21 protein-coding genes are annotated in these 23,150 nt (G+C 39.1%); 6 read left to right on the top strand and 15 right to left on the bottom strand.

The genetic code is table 11. The features are described from left to right. The first annotated feature begins 108 nt into the window (after positions 1-108). Genes EU510_RS01785 through EU510_RS01775 form a run of 3 tightly spaced genes read left to right on the top strand, consistent with a single transcriptional unit; the run spans position 109 to position 4,880 of the window. Positions 109-2,031: a PrkA family serine protein kinase gene (locus tag EU510_RS01785; protein WP_149591996.1), complete on the top strand. Its 1,923-nt coding sequence runs from the start codon at positions 109-111 to the stop codon at positions 2,029-2,031. A 31-nt stretch (positions 2,032-2,062) separates the two neighbouring features. Then, positions 2,063-3,346, top strand: coding sequence for a YeaH/YhbH family protein (locus EU510_RS01780; protein WP_149591995.1), 1,284 nt, complete (start codon positions 2,063-2,065; stop codon positions 3,344-3,346). Positions 3,347-3,365: 19 nt separating this feature from the next. Continuing rightward, on the top strand, positions 3,366-4,880 hold the full coding sequence (locus EU510_RS01775; protein WP_149591994.1) for a SpoVR family protein: 1,515 nt from the start codon (positions 3,366-3,368) through the stop codon (positions 4,878-4,880). A 115-nt stretch (positions 4,881-4,995) separates the two neighbouring features. On the opposite strand, the gene EU510_RS01770 is transcribed toward EU510_RS01775, so the two are convergent. Together EU510_RS01770 and EU510_RS01765 are read right to left on the bottom strand one after the other, a co-directional pair. Continuing rightward, positions 4,996-5,967, bottom strand: coding sequence for a diguanylate cyclase (locus EU510_RS01770; RefSeq protein WP_149591993.1), 972 nt, complete (start codon positions 5,965-5,967; stop codon positions 4,996-4,998). A 3-nt stretch (positions 5,968-5,970) separates the two neighbouring features. Then, positions 5,971-6,975 carry a response regulator gene (locus EU510_RS01765; protein WP_010553397.1) on the bottom strand — a complete coding sequence of 335 codons (1,005 nt, stop codon included), beginning with the start codon at positions 6,973-6,975 and terminating at the stop codon, positions 5,971-5,973. Between the two features lie 232 nt (positions 6,976-7,207). On the opposite strand from EU510_RS01765, the gene tpx reads away from it, so the two are divergent. Continuing rightward, the gene (gene tpx / locus EU510_RS01760) at positions 7,208-7,789 is read left to right on the top strand and encodes a thiol peroxidase (protein WP_149591992.1); all 582 of its coding nucleotides are present in this window, start codon (positions 7,208-7,210) and stop codon (positions 7,787-7,789) included. Positions 7,790-7,875: 86 nt separating this feature from the next. Here the strand turns inward: tpx and adk are convergent, their stop codons facing one another. From adk to EU510_RS01705, 12 genes are all read right to left on the bottom strand, one after another. Continuing rightward, positions 7,876-8,520, bottom strand: coding sequence for an adenylate kinase (adk, locus tag EU510_RS01755; RefSeq protein ID WP_149591991.1), 645 nt, complete (start codon positions 8,518-8,520; stop codon positions 7,876-7,878). A 191-nt stretch (positions 8,521-8,711) separates the two neighbouring features. Further along, a complete protein-coding gene (gene htpG / locus EU510_RS01750; protein WP_149591990.1) occupies positions 8,712-10,625 on the bottom strand; it encodes a molecular chaperone HtpG in 1,914 nt (637 codons plus the stop codon). Between the two features lie 118 nt (positions 10,626-10,743). After that, positions 10,744-11,481 (bottom strand): RluA family pseudouridine synthase, encoded by a 738-nt coding sequence (locus tag EU510_RS01745; protein WP_149591989.1) that lies wholly within the window; start codon positions 11,479-11,481, stop codon positions 10,744-10,746. A 4-nt stretch (positions 11,482-11,485) separates the two neighbouring features. Further along, entirely contained in the window at positions 11,486-13,387 is a 1,902-nt protein-coding gene (locus EU510_RS01740) for an MFS transporter (protein WP_149591988.1), read from the bottom strand. A 406-nt stretch (positions 13,388-13,793) separates the two neighbouring features. Further along, a complete protein-coding gene (recR, locus tag EU510_RS01735) occupies positions 13,794-14,402 on the bottom strand; it encodes a recombination mediator RecR (RefSeq protein ID WP_149591987.1) in 609 nt (202 codons plus the stop codon). A 7-nt stretch (positions 14,403-14,409) separates the two neighbouring features. After that, the gene (locus EU510_RS01730) at positions 14,410-14,736 is read right to left on the bottom strand and encodes a YbaB/EbfC family nucleoid-associated protein (protein ID WP_002962306.1); all 327 of its coding nucleotides are present in this window, start codon (positions 14,734-14,736) and stop codon (positions 14,410-14,412) included. Positions 14,737-14,796: 60 nt separating this feature from the next. Next, the gene (gene dnaX, locus EU510_RS01725) at positions 14,797-17,322 is read right to left on the bottom strand and encodes a DNA polymerase III subunit gamma/tau (RefSeq protein WP_149591986.1); all 2,526 of its coding nucleotides are present in this window, start codon (positions 17,320-17,322) and stop codon (positions 14,797-14,799) included. A gap of 3 nt (positions 17,323-17,325) precedes the next feature. After that, positions 17,326-17,871, bottom strand: coding sequence for an adenine phosphoribosyltransferase (gene apt, locus EU510_RS01720; RefSeq protein ID WP_007375861.1), 546 nt, complete (start codon positions 17,869-17,871; stop codon positions 17,326-17,328). Between the two features lie 171 nt (positions 17,872-18,042). Beyond that, entirely contained in the window at positions 18,043-18,165 is a 123-nt protein-coding gene (locus EU510_RS19965) for a hypothetical protein (protein WP_002962301.1), read from the bottom strand. Between the two features lie 72 nt (positions 18,166-18,237). Next, positions 18,238-18,990 carry a DUF2063 domain-containing protein gene (locus tag EU510_RS01715; RefSeq protein ID WP_149591985.1) on the bottom strand — a complete coding sequence of 251 codons (753 nt, stop codon included), beginning with the start codon at positions 18,988-18,990 and terminating at the stop codon, positions 18,238-18,240. 36 nt (positions 18,991-19,026) lie between these two features. Beyond that, positions 19,027-19,884, bottom strand: a complete 858-nt coding sequence (locus EU510_RS01710) for a DUF692 domain-containing protein (protein ID WP_149591984.1) — start codon at positions 19,882-19,884, stop codon at positions 19,027-19,029. A 67-nt stretch (positions 19,885-19,951) separates the two neighbouring features. Further along, a complete protein-coding gene (locus tag EU510_RS01705; protein WP_149591983.1) occupies positions 19,952-20,449 on the bottom strand; it encodes a hypothetical protein in 498 nt (165 codons plus the stop codon). A gap of 226 nt (positions 20,450-20,675) precedes the next feature. On the opposite strand from EU510_RS01705, the gene EU510_RS01700 reads away from it, so the two are divergent. Both EU510_RS01700 and EU510_RS01695 read left to right on the top strand, forming a co-directional pair. Further along, positions 20,676-21,656: a tRNA-dihydrouridine synthase gene (locus tag EU510_RS01700; protein ID WP_149591982.1), complete on the top strand. Its 981-nt coding sequence runs from the start codon at positions 20,676-20,678 to the stop codon at positions 21,654-21,656. Between the two features lie 61 nt (positions 21,657-21,717). After that, positions 21,718-22,044, top strand: a complete 327-nt coding sequence (locus EU510_RS01695) for a TraR/DksA family transcriptional regulator (RefSeq protein WP_149591981.1) — start codon at positions 21,718-21,720, stop codon at positions 22,042-22,044. Between the two features lie 16 nt (positions 22,045-22,060). On the opposite strand, the gene EU510_RS01690 is transcribed toward EU510_RS01695, so the two are convergent. After that, positions 22,061-23,104 carry a hypothetical protein gene (locus tag EU510_RS01690; protein ID WP_149591980.1) on the bottom strand — a complete coding sequence of 348 codons (1,044 nt, stop codon included), beginning with the start codon at positions 23,102-23,104 and terminating at the stop codon, positions 22,061-22,063. Positions 23,105-23,150 lie beyond the last annotated feature (46 nt).

The following is a 23,150-nucleotide window of genomic DNA, read 5'->3' as shown; positions in this document are numbered from 1 at the left end:
ACATGATCTTTTTTCACTTAAATTTTTAATTTTATTGCACAAAAATACACATTCGTGACTAGACTTTAAAAGGTAAGCACCTTTTTACAGCGGGTTTCGGAGGTTATTATGACGATTTTTGAGCATTACCAAGCACGATACGAAGCGGCACAGGAAGAAGAATACAGTATCGCTGAATTTCTTGAGATTTGTAAAACCGATAAGTCTGCCTACGCCAGCGCACCAGAACGCCTACTCATGGCAATTGGCGAACCACACATGGTAGATACCGCAACGGATGCACGACTAAGTCGATTATTTTCAAATAGAGTAGTTGCGCGCTACCCTGCCTTTGCTGATTTTTATGGTATGGAAGACGCCATTGAGCAAATAGTCTCTTATTTAAAACATGCAGCTCAAGGGCTTGAAGAATGCAAACAAGTGCTTTATTTACTTGGACCTGTTGGTGGAGGTAAATCATCCATTGCCGAAAAACTAAAATATTTAATGCAACAAGTGCCTATTTATTCAATTAAAGGCTCTCCTGTAAACGACCATCCTCTCTCCTTGTTTGATCCTATCGAAGATGCCGACGTGCTCAGCAAAGAATACGGTATTAAACCACGCTACTTAAAAACCATTATGTCGCCTTGGGCTGGCAAACGCTTAAAAGAGTTCAATGGTGATATTAGCCAGTTTAGAGTGGTTAAGCGCTACCCTTCTATTTTAAACCAAATAGGCATTGCCAAAACCGAACCAGGAGATGAAAACAACCAAGATATTTCAGCACTGGTTGGTAAGGTCGATATTCGTCAGCTTGAGCACTTTGCCCAAAACGATCCTGATGCATACGCCTACTCTGGCTCTTTATGTTTAGCTAACCAAGGGCTGATGGAATTTGTAGAAATGTTTAAAGCGCCTATTAAAGTGCTGCATCCTTTACTTACCGCAACCCAAGAAGGTAACTACAACGGCACAGAAGGCATTAGTGCCCTGCCCTTTAATGGCATGATCCTCGCTCACTCGAATGAGTCTGAGTGGCAAACCTTTAAAAACAATAAAAACAACGAAGCATTTTTAGACCGTGTTTATATTGTAAAAGTCCCTTATTGCTTACGTGTAACTGAAGAAATTAAAATTTACGACAAATTACTTGAGCACAGCGAGCTATACAACGCGCCATGCGCACCGGGTACACTTAAAACATTAGCGCAATTCACGACGCTATCACGTTTAAAAGAGCCAGAAAATTCAAGTATCTACTCAAAAATGCGGGTATACGATGGCGAAACGCTAAAAGACACCGACCCTAAAGCAAAATCGTATCAAGAGTATCGTGATTACGCAGGTGTTGATGAAGGCATGACAGGGCTCTCTACCCGCTTTGCGTTTAAAATACTATCAAGAGTATTTAATTTTGACACAACTGAAGTTGCAGCTAATCCTGTACATTTATTTTATGTACTAGAGCAACAAATTGAACGAGAGCAATTTAGTAGCGAAGTTGAAGAGCGCTACTTAAGCTTTTTAAAAGGCTATTTAATACCACAATATGTAGAATTTATTGGCAAAGAACTGCAAACCGCATATTTAGAGTCTTATTCTGAATACGGACAAAATATTTTTGACCGTTATGTTATTTATGCAGATTTTTGGATTCAAGACCAAGAATACCGTGACCCAGATACAGGACAGCTATTTGACCGCGCAGCGCTAAACGCTGAACTTGAAAAAATAGAAAAGCCAGCGGGTATTTCTAATCCTAAAGATTTTCGTAATGAAATAGTGAACTTTGTACTGCGTGCCCGCGCACACAACAACGGTAAAAACCCACTATGGACAAGCTACGAAAAACTACGCACGGTGATTGAGAAAAAAATGTTCTCTAATACCGAAGATTTACTCCCTGTTATTTCGTTTAATACTAAAACGTCTGCAGAGGATCAGCAAAAGCACGAAGACTTTGTGAACCGTATGGTCGAAAAAGGCTATACACAAAAACAAGTTCGCTTGCTTTCTGAGTGGTATTTACGGGTTAGAAAATCGCAATAACCTTCATAGTCGTAGTATATAGGAGGTCAATATGGCGCATTTTATAGATAGGCGTTTAAACGGAAAAAATAAAAGTACGCTTAATCGCCAGCGCTTTATTAGGCGCTATAAAAAACAAATTAAAGAAGCGGTTTCAGATGCGATTAACAAACGCAGCGTTACCGATTCAAGCTCTGGTGAGAGTATTTCTATTCCACAACGCGATATCAGCGAACCTACATTTCATCAAGGGCAAGGCGGTAATAGAGAACAAATTCACCCTGGTAACGATCAGTTTTCTACAGGTGATAAAATTGAGCGCCCTAAAGGCGGACAAGGCGGTGGTGCTGGTGAAGGTGACGCCAGCGATTCGGGCGAAGGACAAGATGAGTTTGTATTTTCAATATCAAAAGATGAATACCTTGATTTACTGTTTGAAGATTTAGAACTTCCTAACTTACAAGAAAACCAACTTGATAAGTTAGTGCAAATGAAAACCCATCGCGCAGGATTTTGTAGCGACGGCATGCCAAGTAATATTGACATTGTCCGCTCTCTTCAAGGCTCGCTTGCCCGCCGTGTGGCAATGAGTGCAGGTAAAAAACGTCGACTAGTCGAGCTTGAAAAACAACTTGATGCGTTGCTTGCTGGTCCACATAACGATAAAGCGGCAATTGCTTTATTGCAAAAAGAAATCGCCGCATTAAAACTACAAATAAAATCGGTTCCGTTTATTGATAACTACGATTTACGTTTTCGTAATTACGAAAAGCGCCCTCACCCCACCAGCAAAGCGGTGATGTTTTGTATTATGGATGTGTCAGGCTCAATGGATCAGCCAACAAAAGACATGGCAAAGCGTTTTTATATTTTGCTCTATCAATTTTTAACGCGCAGTTATAAAGACATAGAAGTTGTTTATATTCGCCACCACACACAAGCAAAAGAAGTAGACGAACAAGAGTTTTTTTACTCTCAAGAAACTGGCGGTACCATTGTTTCGAGCGCTCTTAAATTAATGAACGAAATAATAAAAGAGCGTTACCATGCAAATGAGTGGAATGTATACGCGGCACAAGCCTCTGATGGCGATAATTGGGCGGACGACACCCCGCAGTGTGGTGAAATTTTACGTAATAAGATCTTAAGTGCAGTACGCTATTTTGCTTATATTGAAATAACCACTCGTGCTCATCAAAGCCTATGGCGCGAATATGAATCTATAACACACAGCCATAATAATTTCGCCGTACAGCATATTCAAAGCGTTGAAGATATTTACCCAATTTTTAGGGAGCTATTTAAAAAAGGTCGTCAACAGCAAAACTCTGCATAGCCAAAAGCGAGGTAGCATTATGAATGATAAACGATTGAGTGATGGCCCAGATTGGACCTTTGATTTATTAGATGAGTACCAAAGTGAAATTGCCCGTGTTGCAGCTCACTACAGGTTAGACACCTACCCTAATCAAATTGAAGTTATAACCGCAGAGCAAATGATGGACGCTTATTCAAGCGTTGGTATGCCTATCGGCTACAGTCATTGGTCTTATGGTAAAAAGTTTATTCAAACAGAGCAAAATTATAAGCGCGGACAAATGGGTCTCGCTTACGAAATAGTGATAAATTCAGACCCTTGTATTGCGTACTTAATGGAAGAAAATACCCTACCTATGCAAGCGCTTGTAATGGCGCATGCATGTTACGGACATAACTCATTTTTTAAAGGTAATTACTTATTTAAAACCTGGACCGATGCTGGCTCAATTATTGATTACTTGGTATTTGCTAAAAACTACATAAGTCGCTGTGAAGAAAAGCACGGTATTACACAAGTAGAAGCCCTGCTCGACTCATGTCATGCATTAATGAACTACGGGGTCGATCGCTACAAACGTCCACAACAAATATCATTATTTGAAGAGCAAAAACGCCAACAAGAGCGTGAAGACTATCTTCAATCGCAAGTAAATGAATTATGGCGGACTATTCCTGAGCAACAGCAAGAAACCAAAAAGAAAGTACGCCATTTTCCTTCTGAACCCCAAGAAAATATTTTGTATTTTATTGAAAAAAACGCCCCATTACTCGACTCTTGGCAACGTGAAGTGATACGTATTGTTCGTAAAATTTCGCAATACTTTTACCCACAAAAGCAAACTCAAGTAATGAACGAAGGTTGGGCAACATTTTGGCACTACACCATCCTTAATCACTTATATGATGAAGGGAAGCTCACCGACTCATTCATGTTAGAGTTTTTACAAAGTCACACCAACGTAGTTTATCAGCCATCTTATAACAGTAAGTATTATTCAGGTATTAACCCATATGCTTTAGGCTTTAATATGATGGTTGATATTCGCAGAATATGTGAACACCCAACTGAAGAAGATAAACGCTGGTTTCCTGAATATGCAGGTAGTAACTGGCTTGATACACTGCACTTTGCAATGGAAAACTTTAAGGATGAGAGTTTTATTAGCCAGTTTTTATCGCCTAAGTTAATTCGTGATTTTAAATTATTTACTATTATTGACCATACTAATAATCCCCATTTAGAGATTGGCGCAATACATAACGACAATGGCTATAAAGCAGTAAGAGAAGCACTCTCAGCGCAGTATAATTTAAGTAATCATGAACCTAATATTCAAGTGTATGATGTTGATATTAGAGGTGACCGTTCGCTAACCCTACGCTATGTGCCTCATAACAATATTCCTTTAGCAAACTCGCACGAAGAAGTACTCAAGCATCTTTATAGGCTATGGGGCTTTAAAGTAAAACTAGAACAGGAGTCAAGTTCTGGTGAAGACTCTATAATTGGTCAGTGTCCAGTCGATGACTCTCGCCATACAACACAATAGTAAGGGACAATAAGGCTTTTCATATTGATTGGTTTCCATACTGATTGGATTGGCTCATCAAACTATACAAATACAGTATTGTTTACTCCTAAATTCTAGATATAAAAAATGACGCTTAAGCGTCATTTTTTATATCTGTATAGGCTGTCACCTTGTTTCGGCCTGTATTTTTTGAGTGATATAACGCTTTATCGGCAGCTTCTATCCAACGCTCATGATTTTTAAAATCATTACTATTGCCAGCAAAGCCGATGCTCACCGTCATTTTTATTTCAAAATGTTTATACTTAACTGGATTTGATTCTATATGTACTCTTAAACGTTCAGCAAATATAGTCGCCCCCTCTTGATCAGTATCAAGTAAAGTTACTACAAACTCTTCACCACCGTAACGGCCAGCTATATCTGTTTCGCGTAGCGTTGTACGTAATAAGTTTGATAGATGACGGAGCGCTTCATCGCCGCAACTATGCCCATATTCATCATTTATTTTTTTAAAGTGATCAATATCAAACATTAATAATGTACTACAGCTACCACTTCGCTTAACCCTCAAAAACTCTTGGCGTAGCGTACCTTCCCAATGCCCACGATTTGCAAGCTGCGTTAAACTATCTGTTTGACTAACTTGTTCTAATTTTTTATTTAACTCTTCAAGCTCTTTTTTATTTACCGCAACATCGGTCACATCGTACAAAATAATACAAATGTGGCTCACTTCTCCTACTGTATTAGTAAGTGGAATAAAGGTCGCATTTTGGTACATGTAATCAGCTTTACCGGTAATCGGTCTATAATTTTTAAACCTGAAAATATAGGGCTGTTGCTCCCAAATAGTAAAAGAGCGGTTTTTTAAAACAAAAACTGACTCAGATTTACTTCTAAACCATTTTTCGTCTATTGCTGGAAATAAGTCAAATAGGTCTTTATCTTTTACTGTGCTTGGTAAAAGCCCTGAATGGTTTTCCATAAAACCATTCCATACACACACTTTATAGTCTCTATTTAGTACAACAAGGCCTACATCTACGGTATTAAACATATCCATTAACCAATGGATCTCAGTCATCTCTAAATCAGCAGCCATAACTTAATCTTCTAATAGGTAAGCAACTTTGTACTTCAAAGTTTTAAGTGAATCTTCAGTAAATAACAGCATGAGATCGCAATTTATATCATGGTTTTCAATACCGTAACTAATCTCTATAGCAAGCGTGCGCTGCCAACGTGATTTATTCGATTTTACCAGCTCAGATACGTCTCTGTGTTGACCAAGTACAATCGGGTGCCCTTGGCTAAATGACATATCGAGCTGTTTTGAAAGGCCTGTTAAAATAGCGCCTATCAAAATATTACTAATATCCATTAGCAGTTCAAGTTCAACCTTGTCGTTTAACTCGCCATCATAATTCATCAATGAAGCGATTTCTTTAAAGCTTGAATCATTTAAAAGTAATAGGGCTTCACCAGAAATACCACCGCCAATAAAGCCTTGGCACACCCCCGATGTAGCTGCGTTATTATCTATAGAGCGCAGCGCCATATCGAGTTCGTTAACTTCTAAAATATTTACATTCGGAATTGGAAGCTTTACAAACACATTAAGCAGACGTGCAAGTAAATCCCCTGCTTGGCCCATAGCAACGTTAGTGAGCTCTTGGTATATGTCACGTACATCAGGGTCAACTTGCTCTCCTAATGAATGAGAGAGACGTTCACGCATGGCTTTATCTTTAATTCCATGGTGTTCAATTATGCTGGCTAGTTTTTCTGGGGAACATGGCTTTTGAATAAAATCGATAGCACCCAGCTCAAGCACTCTTTGGTGTGCACTTGGTTGTATATCACCAGAGACAACAACAGTAAGTATATTAAGCCCTTGTTCTTTCATAGCTATTAATACTTCATAGCCATCCATTTCTGGCATGTTTAAATCGAGAAAAAGTATCTCTGGTTCAATTAATTTTATTTGCTTTATGCAGTCAACGCCGTCAAGTGCAAATTCAACTTTAATGTCCCAATCTTCAGGTAATGAACGAGCTAACTGACGCCTAGCTAATTTTGAGTCATCACATATTAATACTGATGTTGACATATTATCTCTCTGTTTCTAAACCCGTCATGAGCATTAAAATCATTGTATAAAGGTTTTTATTTTTATTATTAAAGATATCTTTTGTAACTCCATGTTAATCAAAGTTTAGCCCAGTTACAATTTTTATATCGCAGAGCTTATACCTACTCTATTAGCAGGTTTAATCACTTGGTAACTATAGCCCAGTATAATACACTGACGCCCATTGCGTTAATTTAAAAGGAAATACTTCATGTTACGTTCACTTGCCTTTGCTTTGAGTGCATTTTGTTCTGTGGCTATTGCAGCCGACTATCCAGAAAACACGCTTGATGCAGGAAAAGTATCCGCCCAAGGCAAACCTGTCACTTTATTAGGCCAAGGTATCTCAATGGGAGATAGTGCGCCAAACTTTAAAGTTGTTGATGACAACTTTATTCCAGTGACACTTGAGGATTACAAAGGCCAAGCTGTATTAATAAGTGTAGTACCCAGCCTAGATACCGGCATTTGTAGCCTGCAAACTAAGCATTTTAATGAAAAGGTAGCCTCACAATTCCCGGGTGTAGTTATGCTAACAATTAGTGCTGATTTACCTTTTGCTCAAAAGCGTTTTTGCAAAGCTGAAAATATCGATAAAATCACTACGTTATCAGATTCTGTTTGGCGTGATTTTGGTCAAAAATACGGATTGATTATTAAAGATATGGGCTTACTAACGCGAACGGTATTTATTTTAGATGAAAGCCATAACGTCATTTATAAACAGTTAGTTAGTAGCCTTTCAACTGAACCAGAATACAACAGCGTAATTGAGAAACTTAAAACACTATAAAGTCCATTAAGTAGCATTAACTAAGCAATGCTAAATAGCCTTAAAAAAAAACCGCCAATTGGCGGTTTTTTAGTGTGCTTTTATAATTAACCTAAAAGTTCACCAAGTTGTTGACTAACAGTTTCAACAGCTTGCGTACCATCTAGTTTATGGTATTGAGTATTACCAGCAGCCGCTTCTGCTTGATAGTAATCAACCAATGGCATAGTTTGCTCATGGTAAATACCTAAACGTTTACGTACTGTCTCTTCAGTATCATCAGCGCGAACAATTAAGTCTTCGCCGGTTTCGTTGTCTTTACCTTCCACTTTTGGTGGATTATAAACAACGTGGTAAACACGGCCAGAACCAGGATGAACGCGACGTCCGCTCATGCGCTCAACAATGACTTCATCAGCCACGTCAAATTCAATAACGTGATCAACCACCACGCCATTTTCTTTCATTGCATCAGCTTGCGGGATTGTACGCGGGAAGCCATCAAGTAAAAAACCTTTCTCACAATCCGCTTTAGTAATACGCTCTTTAACTAAACCAATAATAATATCGTCAGAAATTAGTTGACCAGCATCCATTACTTTTTTTGCTTCTAGACCCAGTGGCGTGCCTTCTTTTATTGCCGCACGTAACATATCGCCAGTAGAAATTTGTGGAATACCGTATTTGTCCATTAAAAACTGAGCTTGAGTACCTTTACCTGCACCCGGCGCGCCCAAAAGAATAATGCGCATATTATTGTCCCCTAGTATGGATATTTATTTTAAAGCCTGAATTCTTCCACAAGCGCCGCCGATACTCAAGCAACTTATACTAATTGATGAGCCGTTGGGCTGTTTACAGGGCATTAAAAAAGGGAACTGACGTTCCCTTTTATTTAAAGTACATAATTTATACTTTATTAACTGAGTAAATAGCTACTTGCTTATTTACTTAGTTCAAGCATCAATTTATTTAAGCGAGTAACAAATCCTGTTGGATCTTTAAGTGTACCGCGCTCTGCAAGTAGTGCTTGATCTAGTAAAACGTGTGACCACTGCGCAAACTTATCTTCATCTTGTTCATCATTTAAGTGCTTAACAAGTTGGTGCTCTGGGTTTAGCTCAAATACAGGTTTAGCTTCTGGCGCTGCTTGACCAACAGACTCCATTAGCTTTTGCATTTGTGAGCTCATGTCGTTGTCGTCGCTTACAACACATGCTGGAGAATCTGTTAAGCGGTGCGTAAAGCGCACTTCTTTAACATCTTCACCTAGTGCTGTTTTAATGCGCTCAACAAGCCCAGCCATTTCTTTTTCAGACTCTTCTTGCGCTTTTTTAGTTTCTTCGTCGTCAAGCTTACCTAAATCTAAGTCACCACGTGTAATTGACTGTAGCTGCTTATCAGCAAACTCAGTTAGGTGACTCATCATCCACTCGTCAACACGGTCACTTAGTAGTAATACTTCAATGCCTTTTTTGCGGAAAATCTCTAAATGCGGTGAGTTTTTCGCAGCAGTGAATGTATCAGCTACTACGTAGTAAATTTTGTCTTGGCCTTCGTTCATGCGTTCAACATATTGCTCAAGCGACACATCTTGTGTTTCTGAGTCAGTATGTGTCGAAGAAAAACGAAGTAGCTTACAAATAGCTTCTTTATTTGCAGCATCTTCAGCTGGGCCTTCTTTCATTACTTGACCAAACTCATTCCAAAATACTTGGTAATCGTCAGCTTTGTTTTTAGCCATACGCTCAAGCATTTTAATAATACGCGATGTACACCCTTTACGAATAGCTTGCGTTACTTTGTTATCTTGTAGAATTTCACGAGATACGTTTAATGGTAAATCGTTTGAATCTAGTAAGCCTTTTACAAAGCGAAGGTAGCTTGGCATGAATTGCTCAGCATCATCCATTACAAATACACGTTGTACGTAAAGTTTTAAACCACTTTGACGTTCACGGTTCCATAAGTCGAAAGGTGCTTTTTTAGGAATATATAAAAGGCTCGTGTATTCAGTTTTACCTTCAACCTTATTATGTGCCCAGCTAAGTGGCTCTTCCCAATCATGGCTTACATGCTTGTAAAACTCTTTGTATTCATCATCAGAAAGCTCTGATTTATCGCGAGTCCACAATGCAGTTGCACGGTTAATGCTTTCCCACTCACCTGGTACTGCTGGAATTTTTTCGCCGTCTTCGCCTTCAGATTCTGGCACTTCTGCTTTAAACATTTGTACTGGCGTTGAAATATGGTCTGAGTATTTTGTAACAATGCTACGCAGGCGGTAATCGTCAGCAAATTCTTTTTCTTCATCGCGAAGATGTAAAATAATGTCGGTACCACGGCCTTCTTTTTCAATTTCTTGAAGCGTGTATTCGCCTTCACCTTGAGATTCCCACTCGTAAGCTGTTGTTTCACCCGCTTTACGTGTACGAACAGTCACTAAATCAGCAACAATAAATGCTGAGTAAAAACCAACACCAAATTGACCAATCAGCTGTGAATCTTTACTTTGATCACCGGTTAAGTTTTTGAAAAACTCAGCAGTACCCGACTTTGCAATAGTACCTAATGAGCTAATGATTTCATCGCGCGTCATACCAATACCATTATCTGAAATGGTAATTGTATTTGCTTCTTTATCTGCACTAATACGTACTCGTAAGTCGGCATCACCTTGGTAAAGGTCGCCTTGAGATAGCGCTAAAAAGCGTAACTTGTCTGCCGCATCTGATGCGTTTGACACAAGTTCGCGTAAAAATATTTCTTTATTAGAATAAAGAGAATGAATCATTAAGTTTAATAATTGTTTTACTTCTGTTTGAAAGCCTAATGTTTCTTTTTGTGCTGCAGTCATTTATATATCTCCAATTTGCAAAGTGTCTGCGTTATGCACTTAATATGGGGTGAGGTGTTAGAACTTCAAGGGAAAAATTTAAAAAAGGTGAAACGAAAACAAAGAACCATTAATTTATTTAAAACGAATGCGGGCAGTTAATATGGATTCTCTCGCCGCTGCTGGGGTGCTCAAAATATAAATCGCTTGCGTGTAATTGTAACCGCCCTGCCATATGTTCACTTTGCGCACTTTTATATAAATCACAGCCTAAAATTGGATGCCCTATAAACTGGCTGTGTATCCTTAATTGATGAGTTCGCCCAGTAATAGGTGTAAATTGCACTAAAGTTCTATTTGGGCTATGCAGTTTTTCAAGCACCTTGTATTCAGTCACTGCAGCTTTGCCAGTAGATTGGCAAATTTTAACACGCGGAAAAAGCAGTTTATCTTTTGCTATTGGTGCAGTAATTTGTCCCTCACTAACAGCCAAGCACCCTTCAAGCATAGCTACATAACGCTTTTGAATAGTACGCGCCTGAAATTGCCTATTAAGGTGCTTTGACGCAATCGCGTTTAATCCAACAATCATAATGCCCGATGTGCCCAAATCTAGCCGATGCGGTAACTTAGCTTCTGCAAATGCAGTTGTTAAGCCCTTTTGTCCATTTACTAAGCGGTGATGCACTGAGTCCCAATTAAGCGGGTTTTTACCTGATAAACTTAATAGCCCACTGGGTTTATTGATCAGTAAAATATCGTCATCTTGATATAATATTTCAATAAACCCATCGCATCTAGGCGCTACAAAGTCATCAATAATCATGTGTGATTCTGAAGATGTATGCGATGTTGGGCCTGCCATTAAGTTAATCATTAAATTAGTCACTGTCTTTTGAATGAAGCGCTTTTAAAGCTAAAACCTGCTCGCGTAAATCATCAGCAGCCACTTTATCAGCGGCAATAGCTTCACCAACGGCAACCGACACCAAAGACCATTTTAATCGTGGTAGTTGCCACTTAGCTTTTCGGCTAAACATACTTCCCCACAAGCCCCCTAAATGCACAGGAATAACGGGCACAGGTGAGCGCTCAATAATGCGCTCGATTCCACGGCGAAAAATATCGATAGAGCCGTCACCCGTAAGCTTTCCTTCAGGGAAAACACCTACAAGCTCGCCTTTATTAAGCGCAGCAGCTACTTCATCAAAGGCTTTTTTAAATGCTTCTGGATTGGTTTTTTCACTGTTAATAGGAATAGCCTTAGCCATTTTAAATAACCAATGTAGGGCCGGCGAATAATAAATAGGGGCAAATACCATAAATCGGATAGGCCTTGGTGATGCTGCTAAAATAAACATCCAATCAACAAAGCTGACATGATTACACACAACAACCGCAGCGCCTTCGCTGGGAATATTACTTTCACCTTTTGTACGCACTCTGTACATACAAATAGCCAAAATATAAATAACAAACCGTAAAAAGAACTCTGGTACCTTGGTATAAATATAAACAGAAATAAGCAGGTTTAGCCCAGCAAGTAATAGTAGCAGCTCTGAAATACTCCACTGAAAAACAGACAGCGTTACAATACTTAAAACAGCACTGCCCACCATAAACAGTGCATTTAGTACATTGTTAGCCGCTATAACTCGTGAGCGACTCGACTCTTCAGTACGCTGTTGAATAAGCGCATACAGCGGTACAGTGTAAAAACCAGAGCCAATACCAATGCCTGCCATCCATATAAAATGCCACATCATATCGCCTGTTTTTAATAGATCCTGAAGTGTCAATAATTCAGGGTTTTGAGGTAAATAAGAGCTAATGGCTGGCTCTTGGCTCAATAAGTATAAAAACAAGGTAATTAAGATAGCGCCAAAAGGCACAATTCCTAATTCTATTCGAGAGCGAGAGAGCTTTTCACACAGTAACGAACCAATAGCAATACTTAGTGAAAACACAACTAGCGCGCTAGTTACAACCAGTTCATCGCCGCCCATGGTGTGTTTTACATAATTTGGTAGGGACGTTAAAACGATGGCGCCAATTAACCAAAACCAACTGATCCCAAGTACGGATTTACCAACCGATTCTGTTTGCGAATTAAGCGCTGAAAATACATTTTTTGTGGATGAAAATATATTAAAGGTAAATTTTAAGTTAGGCTCGTTTGCTTCACTAGTGGGTATAAAGCGACTGCTCACATAACCCATCACGGCCAATACTAATACGGCAATACTTATAAGCGTAGGCCCTACTGATTGAGTAATATAATAAGTGCCAAAAATTGTACCAATTAGTATCGCCACAAACGTGCCTGATTCAACCAAGCCATTCGCTTTTGTTAATTCATTAGGTGCTACGTGCTGCGGTAAAATAGAATATTTTAGTGGACCAAAAAACGTACTTTGCACACCCATTAAAAATACGGTCGCTAACATTAGCCACACATACTGAGTTAAAATAGAAACGGCCCCTACAACCATAATAGGAATTTCACATAGTTTTACGATTCTAATCAATTTTGATTTTTCTGTTTTTTCTGCAAGCTGCCCTGCCATCCCTGAAAATAAAAAGAACGGAAGAATAAATAACCCAGCAGCAATATTTGAATAAAGTGCGCCATCGGCGAGCGTCGCGGCCTGAAATATCAATAGAATAAGCACTGATTGCTTATACACGTTATCGTTTATTGCTGAGAAAAACTGCGTAATAAAAAGCGGTAAAAAACGCTTACTGGTCAGTAATGCACCTTGATAGGATTGATTATCTTTCATTGTGTTCCTTACTAATTAGATAGATAGCCTACAAAAATAAAACATAACAGGCCACTTCTAAGCTTACCTTAAAAACAAAAAAGCCTACATAATTTAATCATGCAGGCTTTTATAACATCTTTTCAAATAGTAACTTAGAGCTTGGCCGTGCTGACCTTTCGTGGTTGAATTTACAGCAGCATGTTTGGTTTTTAGACAAGGCAGAGCTTATGTAGTGTGGTTATTCCCCATTAATAGGCGATAACGCAGCATAAATACCAAACATGCGCTGCCCTTTGAGTTCTTTCTAGGGACGATTAACTCTTTGTTGCTCGATTTTTACTTAGCCCACTAGGTTACAAACCTCGCGCCGCGATTAAACCGCCCCTAGGTTGAACAAATTTTAACCTACAAAGATCAACGCGCCCTAGTCTTGTGTAACTAGGCGCCTGCCGCTAAAGGCATGCATAAGTGTTCTACCATCTACTAAATCAAGCTCACCTCCCACAGGAATACCATGGGCAATACGTGAAGCGCCTACTTTGTATTTATGACAAAGCTGAGCAATATAATGTGCGGTAGTATCGCCTTCAACGGTAGGGTTAGTCGCTAAAATAACCTCATTAATATCGCCTTGGGCAAGCTTTTGCTCTAAAATATCTAAGCCAATCTCTTTTGGACCAATACCGTCAATTGGCGATAAGTGGCCCATTAATACAAAGTATAGACCTAAATACTGACCTGTTTGCTCGATGGCAAGTACGTCAGTAGGCGATTCAACAACACATAATATACCGCTGTCTTGGCGTTTTGTACTTAAACAAATATCGCACTGAGTTTGTTCGCAAAAAGTACGACAAGACTGACAGTGCCCTATGGCTGTCATTGCTTTAGTGAGTGCATTGCCCAGCTGAGTGCCTCCCTTTCGGTCGCGCTCAAGCAAGTGAAAAGCAATACGCTGCGCTGACTTTGGACCAATGCCCGGTTGACAGCGCAGTGCTTCTATAAGCTGATTTAAACTATCTGAAAGTTGCATTATTTACTTAAAACGGCATTTTCATACCTGGTGGTAATTGCATACCGCCAGTTACTTTACCCATGCGCTCTTGTGTTTCTTCTGCAACACGGCGAACAGCATCGTTACATGCCGCTGCAAGTAAGTCTTCAATCATGTCTTTGTCGTCTTCCATCAAGCTCTCATCAAGCTGAACACGACGTACATTGTGGTTACCAAGCATAGTTACTTTAACTAAACCTGCACCGGCTTCACCAACAACTTCAAGAGTTGCGATTTCGTCTTGGGCTTTTTGCATGCGATCTTGCATTTGCTGCGCTTGCTTCATCATGTTGCCCATTCCACCTTTAAACATAACTTTCTCTCTTTCTTTTAATACATTAATTAACATGAACATAAGGGCGATTGTATGTAATTACAATGCCTGAATACTGTTTTCGTCAATTTCGGCGCTAAATACTTGCTGAAATTGTACTATGTTTTCATCCGATGTGATCACATCGATTGCTTGTTGATGACGTCCTGCATCTATTTTTTGCTGAATAAGATAAGGAGAATCAATAACTCCCTTAGCAAAATTAATACTTAACGACACATTATGCTCATAAATACTCGACAATGCGGCATCTAACCTTTGGCGAAGCATCGGTGTATCTAAATGCTTTTGTGATTCATCAACGTCTATATGTAAACTGTTGCCTTGCTTGGTAAATATTGAATGCAACGCAAATTGGCGCATACGACCGCCCAGTCCCATACGTTTAATTAAATAAGCCCATTCATCTTGTTGATGTGCAAATCTAATTTCACTAATTGGACTTTGAAAATCATCAGGCACAGGAATGCTAATTTCCTCGGGCGCTGCTTCAGGTACTTTTTGAGGATTTATTTGCTCAAGTAGCTCTGGCGCTAGATTTTCAGTAATTGTTTGGTGCTTTTCTTTAAAATCAACTTTTCGTGCTGGTTTTGTATTAGCGTGACCATGTGCCTGGCTTTCGCTCCCTGTTAGTGGGAGCTCATGCTTTTTTTCACTTGCACCTGCACTATCAGTCACCCAAGGAGGGGGATCGCTAGGTGCTACACTTGAAACGCTGTTGAGCTCGTTTGTATTTTCAGCGGTGCTATCTTGGTTAACACTTTGAGCTTTAGGCATTCTTGGGTGGAGTTCTGGCTTTATAGCGGGCGCTTGGTTTGGCTGCACTGCTACATTATTTGCAGAGGTACTTGTACTCTTGCTTGATAGCCTACCCGCACCGGATATATTTCTGTCACGTAAAATACGAGCAATGGCAGATTGCGCCTGTGCTTCTTGTTCAGCTATTGGCGTACTTGCATTGTGATTTGTTAAGGGCTCTGGTGAAGACTCTGAGTTTGCATTAGGTGCAGGTTTAAAACCCTGATCTACAGCACTACTCATTATATCGTCAAACTGAGAGGCTAGGGTTTGTTCAGCATCACTATGTTGCATGTAAGCTTCATCTTCACTTTGGCGCTGGGCTTGAGCATCTGACACAACATTGGTTTGTGGTTGCTCATTATCTGAAGCCTGTTGCTTTGAAGCGTTTTCACTTTGTTGAACCGGTTGCTCTGCTGCAACTTGGGCAGGCCCATTATTACTTTGTACGACGTCATTGTTCGATGTCTGAGCGTCAACATTTGGCAAAGGTTCTATCTCAGCTTTTTTAGGCTGCTCTGCATTGTTAACTGGCTTAATATTATTTACTGGAGCACTGCTTTGGCCAGCTACGGTGTTTTGCGATGTTTTATTTTTATTTAATATATCTCGCAGTGCGCTTGCCCGACCTTGTTTATTTGGAGCCGGCTCTTCGTTTGCTATGTGTACAGTTTGTTGAGCGTCTGAAGGCTTGAATGCTAATAATCTTAGCATTATCATTTCAAAACCTAAGCGAGGCTCTGGTGCCCATTGTAAATCTTTTTTACCATTTAACAGTAATTGATAATAAATTTGAATTTGTTGTGGGCTCGTATGCTGTGCAACATGAGCAATATAATCTACATTTTTTTCATCTAGCCCTGCCGCTTCTGGGACTAACTGGGTTAATTGGGTCAAATGCGTAAGTGCAATTAAATCATCAAGCAATGCCACATAATTAGGATTACGACTTGCCACCTGCGCAATTTCATCCATTAGCGCAGCGCCATCTTGTGCAAGTAACGCTGCAAGCAAGCTTTGGCTATAATGAGTATCCATTAAACCAAGCATTGTTTGTACTGCTTGATTATTAATATCACCATTTGTTTGTGCGATAGCTTGGTCGGTTAAGCTAAGCGCATCACGCATACTGCCATCAGCTGCTTTTGAAATAATACTAAGTGCATCGGTATCAAAGCTAAGCTGCTCTTGAGTAAGTACGTGTTCAAGCTGTGTTTTAATTTCACTTTGCGACAAGGCATTTAAGTTAAATTGTAAACAGCGAGATAATATAGTAACTGGTAATTTTTGAGGATCGGTGGTCGCTAATAAAAATTTCACATGCTCTGGTGGCTCTTCAAGCGTTTTTAAAAGCGCATTAAAGCTGTGCTTAGAAAGCATGTGAACTTCATCGATTAGATATACTTTATAACGTCCACGCGTTGGTGCATATTGAACGTTATCAAGTATTTCGCGAGTGTCTTCTACTTTTGTACGAGAAGCCGCATCTATTTCGAGTAGGTCAATGTAGCGCCCTGCTTCTATATCTACACAACTACTACATTGGCCACACGGATTTGCAGATATACCTTCATCGCAATTTAAGCTTTTAGCAAAAATACGTGCAATGGTGGTTTTACCTACACCGCGGGTTCCAGTGAATAAATAAGCGTGATGCAGTCTATTTTGCGTAAGCGCATTTACCAGCGCCTGCTTAACATGAGACTGCCCAACCAATTCATGAAAGGTTTGAGGACGCCATTTTCTCGCTAGAACCTGATAACTCATCGATTACTCGCCTTCGAATTCAACCAATTTTAGGATTTTAATACCCATTTTTTTGATGCGCTGCTCGCCACCAAGTTCTGGTAGTGATACAACAAATGCTGCATCTGTGGCTTCGCCACCTAGTTTATGAACCAATTTAGCAGTGGCTTCAATTGTGCCGCCAGTTGCTAATAAGTCATCAACTAATAGTACTTTGTCGCCAGGTACAATTGCATCTACATGCAGTTCTAGCGTATCTTCACCGTACTCAAGTAAGTAGTCTTGACGAATAACTTCGCGTGGTAACTTACCTGGTTTACGTACTGGAATAAACGGAATGCCTAACGCGTAAGACAATGGCGCACCAAAAATAAAACCACGTGACTCCGTGCCTATGATTTTAGTAAAGCCCTGATCTTTATATTCTGCGATAAACGCGTCAATAGTTGCTTTAAAGGCTTCTGGATTTGCCATTAAAGTGGTTACATCGCGAAACATGATGCCCGCTTTTGGATAATCAGCAATTGTAGTTATGCTGTTTTTGATAATTGCTGGTGTTACTTGAGTCATAATTTTAACTGCTCAATTGTTTATATTACAAAGCAGGTGATTATAACCTTAACTAACCTTTAATTGCGAGTTTGGCGTTATTATAAAAGAAGTATTAAATATGAACGGGGTAATTAAAATAAAGTGGTTCAAGGCTGAAGTTAGCAACAGCCTTAATAAACGCTATACATTTTACGTTAAGCTAGTGATCCAGCCCAATATTGCATTTAAACAACCAATCCCTGCAAATACAGCTAAAAAAGCAAGAAAGTAAGTAGCGTTGAACGGATCTTTAAAGTCTTTATCATCTGACATTGGTACAACCTTTTATTAAGCACGGCAAATAAGGCTGCCATAATAGACGATGTAAAATCATCAATAAAGACCTTAGTCTTGATTTTTTGTCACAATAACACCGCGTTCAACCATAGCATTAAGAGTAACCAGTGCACCTTGAGCAATTTGCTCTGCATTAAATTGTGGCGCATGAGCTAATACCTGTTGGCAGACGTTGTCAAATGTCGCGCCTTCGCTTGCCTCTATGATTGACAATAGCAAAGCTGTCATCGCATTCGTAGCTAAAAATTGAACGTCATCATCTTCATCTCTATATACAACAAAATAATTAGGCTGAGGCGATGGCTCTTTTGGTTTAAAGCGATTGCTAATATTTTGAACCGGAAATTGATAACTTAAATTTCTTGCCGTTTTCGATAAATACAACGCTGAACTAGTAAGCGCTGTTGTTTGTAATTTTTTTTCTTGCTCATCTTCGTGTGCAATGGATACATCTAGCTCTACCCATTCATAATGGGCAAGCTCTAGCATAAACACGGGATCGTATTTTTTCATTTTATAATCACTTGATAAGTAATTAATAAACTCCCCTGCTATGTCTAAAAAGTACGGCGAATGACAATCATATTCGCTAAAAAATTGGCGTACAAGGGCTTGCCATTGCTTCTGGGTATATAACGTTTTTAATACCGGAAAACCTGATGATATAAAACCTTCAATGTTATTAAAAAATAGGTCGCGATAAATTGCCATACGCCTGTCTTCGATACCGCTGGGCTTTTTATTTTTTTGAGGCTCGCGAATATACGCCATAAATTCGTTTTGTATTTCAATAAAGCTCATAACTAGGCACTCTTTTAATGTTGATAAAGGCTTATATTAAGCTCGTTGTTTTGAAACAGTTGAATCAAAATGTTTAGCTTGCAACCCATGAATTATATCTAACTCTTTGGTTAAAACATTCATGGTAGGAATATTAAAATCGCGCTCAAGCAAGGTTGGAAATACGCCATGCACTTCGTATGCTTTATCGAGTAGCTCCCAAACAGGGTTAATAACATCAGCGCCATGTGTATCAACAATTAAGTCATCAGCCTCATTATAATGGCCAGCAACATGCCCATAGGCTATACGATTAGAAGGTAACCCAGTTAAAAATGCTTGCGCGTTGTAGCCATGATTTATCGAATTAACATAAATGTTATTCACATCAAGTAAAAGTTTGCAGTCAGCTTGCTCTAAAATAGTATTCGTAAATTCAAGCTCGGATAATTGCTGTCCAGGAGCGCCATAATAGGAAACATTCTCTATCGCAATTTGCTGCTCTAGTATGTCTTGAACTTGTTTAATACGAGGGGCAACATGTGCTATGGCATCTTGCGTAAACGGAATGGGCATTAAGTCATACATATGCCCTGTACCTGAGCAGTAACTTAAGTGCTCACTAAAAATTTTTATATTGTGCTCTTCAAAAAACACTTTTAAAGACTTAATAAATTCAACATCAAGAGGTTCTGGAGAACCGATAGACAGTGATAATCCATGACACACAAAATTATTAGCATCGGTTAATGTTTTAAATTGTTTTTTAAAGCGTCCACCTAATTTTAACCAGTTCTCTGGCGCAACTTCTAAAAAATCTACTTGATTAGGTACATGCTCAAGCAGCTCATCAAGCATTTCTCGTCGTAGGCCAAGGCCCACCATCCCAAAATCTTTACTTTGAGTTTGTATCATAACTACCTCTAACTTAACAAAAAAGGGCCTTAGGGCCCTTTTAGCATAACTTATTTAGAATAAGATATTAACGGCCACCGCATTTACCTTCGCCGCACTTACCTTCTTTTTTAGTTTTTTTAGCGTCGCCACCACATTTACCTTCACCACATTTGCCTTCTGTTTTAGCTTTTGCGTCTTTTGCATCGCCGCCACATTTACCTTCGCCGCATTTACCTTCTTTTTTACCTTTTGCGTCGCCACCACATTTACCTTCGCCGCATTTACCTTCTTTTTTACCTTTTGCATCGCCGCCACATTTGCCTTCGCCGCATTTACCTTCTTTTTTATCTTTTGCGTCGCCGCCACATTTGCCTTCGCCGCATTTACCTTCTTTTTTACCTTTTGCGTCACCGCCACATTTACCTTCACCGCACTTACCTTCTGCAGCATCTAATTGGTAACCTGTTACTAGTTGTTGAAACTCAAATGGGTTAGCTTGTACATCTGCAGATACAAAACTTGCAGAGCCAACTACTACTGCACCTAAAGTTAACGCGATTGTATTTTTTTTAACTGTGTTCATTTTATGACTCTCTTTAATCAAGGATTGTAAATCTCAGCAATAAAAATGTATTTTTAAATTGCTTGTATGCTTAAGTAGACCCGTACAAAAATAAAAACTTTCATTTATTTTCATAATATTTACTTTTGCAATTTCTACATTAAATATGGTCGGTAATTACAGATTTATCAATGTGTGATTTACAGGTAAACTATGCCTCCAGTTTTTTATCAAAATTTATCTCCTTATGAAACTTGTTTTAGCACCTATGGAAGGTGTCGTTGATTTTAAAATGCGCCAATTACTCACAGACATTGGTGGGTTCAATTTGTGCGTTACAGAGTTTGTAAGAGTGGTTGAAACATGCTTACCTGACAAAGTTTTTCATCGATTTTGCCCTGAACTACATAATAATGGATTTACACGAGCAGGTACTCCTGTGCGTGTTCAATTACTCGGTCAAGAAGCAAATCCGTTAGCCGAAAATGCAATAAGAGCAATAGCCTTAGGGTCTCATGGGGTCGATCTAAATTTTGGTTGCCCAGCAAAAACCGTTAATCGTAGCCGAGGGGGGGCAGTACTGCTTAAAGACCCTGACCATATGTATACGATTATCAAAGCAGTCCGGGATGCTGTAGATGATGAACATGAAGTAAGTGCAAAAATTCGCTTAGGCTTTGATGATGACGGTAACAGTCAAGAAATTGTTGATGCTGTGGTAAGCGCAGGTGCAAATAGTGTAGCTATTCACGCCAGAACCAAACGTGATGGTTATAACCCGCCAGCTTATTGGGAAAAAATTCCACCAATAATAAAAGGTAAAAATATTGCCGTTGTTGCCAATGGTGAAATTTGGCAAGTAGAGGACGCAATGCTTTGTCAAAAACGAAGTGGGTGCACTGATTTAATGCTTGGTCGTGGTGCCCTTTCGCACCCTGATTTAGCAAAAAAAATCAAAGCTCATGTAAATAATGAGCAATATGATGGTCTTGAGTGGGAGCATATTATTTATCACTTAATTCACTCAGCTATTCATCAAGACCCCGCGAAGGATGAAAAGTATTTTGCTTCACGTACTAAACAATGGCTTGGTTACTTAAAACGCCAATACCCGCAAGCTATCAATTTGTTTGATGAAATCAGACGGTTAAAAAGTAAAGAAGATGTGGCGAGCGTATTAAATAAATATGCCAAAGCACCGCAACTTGATTCAAATCATAACGACTAACTTAAAGACTCTAGATAATATCAGTATAACGTAAAGCACATTTAATAAGGTTGTACTGATAATGTATCATCAAAGAAGACTTAACGATGAAATAGCACAAGTTAAATTAAATATATTAACCATGCTTTCTGAATCAGCCTACCCTGCACATCACCATTTAATACAAGTTTTAGCAGATACAGCAAATAATGAATGGTTAGACTGTGCAGCAGAGAAGTTAGGCCCTGAGTATGCACTTTTGATTAGTCGTATGACTAAACTAGAAGCCGCACTAAGCCAAATAGAAATTGGCCAGTATGGCTACTGCTGTGATTGTGAAGAAAAAATATCAGCTAAGTCACTGGAACTAGACCCTGCAACTCAACGTTGTACAAAGTGCGCACAATAAGCGCACTTTCAACTCATTATATAATGAGTTGTATAAAGCTAAATGATTGGCCTGGGTAGAGAATTATATCTTCGACCAAATACTGGGCCTCTTCTGAGCTTATTTTTAAGCGCTTTATAAGGTTCACCTTTGCTTGAGGCAAAGTCCACGCATGGTAGTGAATACCTATATCTGATTCCATTATCGCAAGCATCAATGTTTTATCTTTATCAGACATTCTCATATTGCTAGCCATTGCAGGTAAATCTTGATAATTAGCCTGCCAATCAAGCCCTTCAATTAATTTTTCATCAGATAAATACTGAACTAAAAACGATTTTTGGTGAGAAGTTGGTAGCTTACTGTCGAATGCAACACGATCTAGTACTTTTATTTTTTCGTTTAAAATAGTAACCCACTCTAACGGTGAATGTACTTCGCCACTAAAGTAGTTAAGTTTGCTCTGATACCACTGAGTGCCATTTGGCAGCCCTCTTAGACCCACACTTCCTCTTGGCTTATAACTAGCTAAATAATCGCTAAAAGCTCTTATATGGCTTTTAAGCGCTGATTGAACATCGTTATTTGCTATCGCACTTAATATATAGCTTTGTAACAATGTAAGTTCAACCTTGTTCAGCTTTAAATTGCTTTGTTGAGCACTGTCTAGGGTATCTTGGGTTAACTTGAGCCAAGTAATAACATTATCCGGTGTGTTTTTTGAGCCTTCAAAAGCGAGCATGTTTTTTAAAACATTTACTTGGGCCGGCCAATTAAAGTAGCGTTCAGGGAAACGCTCTGCAATTACCAAATAGTTTACTTGCGCAATTTGATTTAGATTAAGCTCCATGCCCATTAGATTCTGATAAATAGTATGACGCTCTGCCAAATATGCATTTGAGAAAACCAATTGTTCTTTAGTGATTTTATCGGTTTTTTTAACATCATCTTGTACAAGTGCCATGTTTAAAGTTTTTAAAGCAACTTGTGCCTCTTCAAATGACTCATAAGGTTGAGGCTGCTTTGAGCATGCCCCTAAAAAAAGACATAGTAATAATGAAAAAGAGAGCTTTTTATACATAGTAGTTCCAATAAAAAAAGCCCCAGAGGGGCTTTTTATAAGTTGC

It is taken from the genome of Pseudoalteromonas sp. FUC4 (assembly GCF_008370255.1).
In the GTDB taxonomy this organism is placed as follows: domain Bacteria; phylum Pseudomonadota; class Gammaproteobacteria; order Enterobacterales; family Alteromonadaceae; genus Pseudoalteromonas.
The sequence above is the reverse complement of the archived record's forward strand: the minus strand, read 5'-3'. Positions and strand labels throughout refer to the sequence as shown.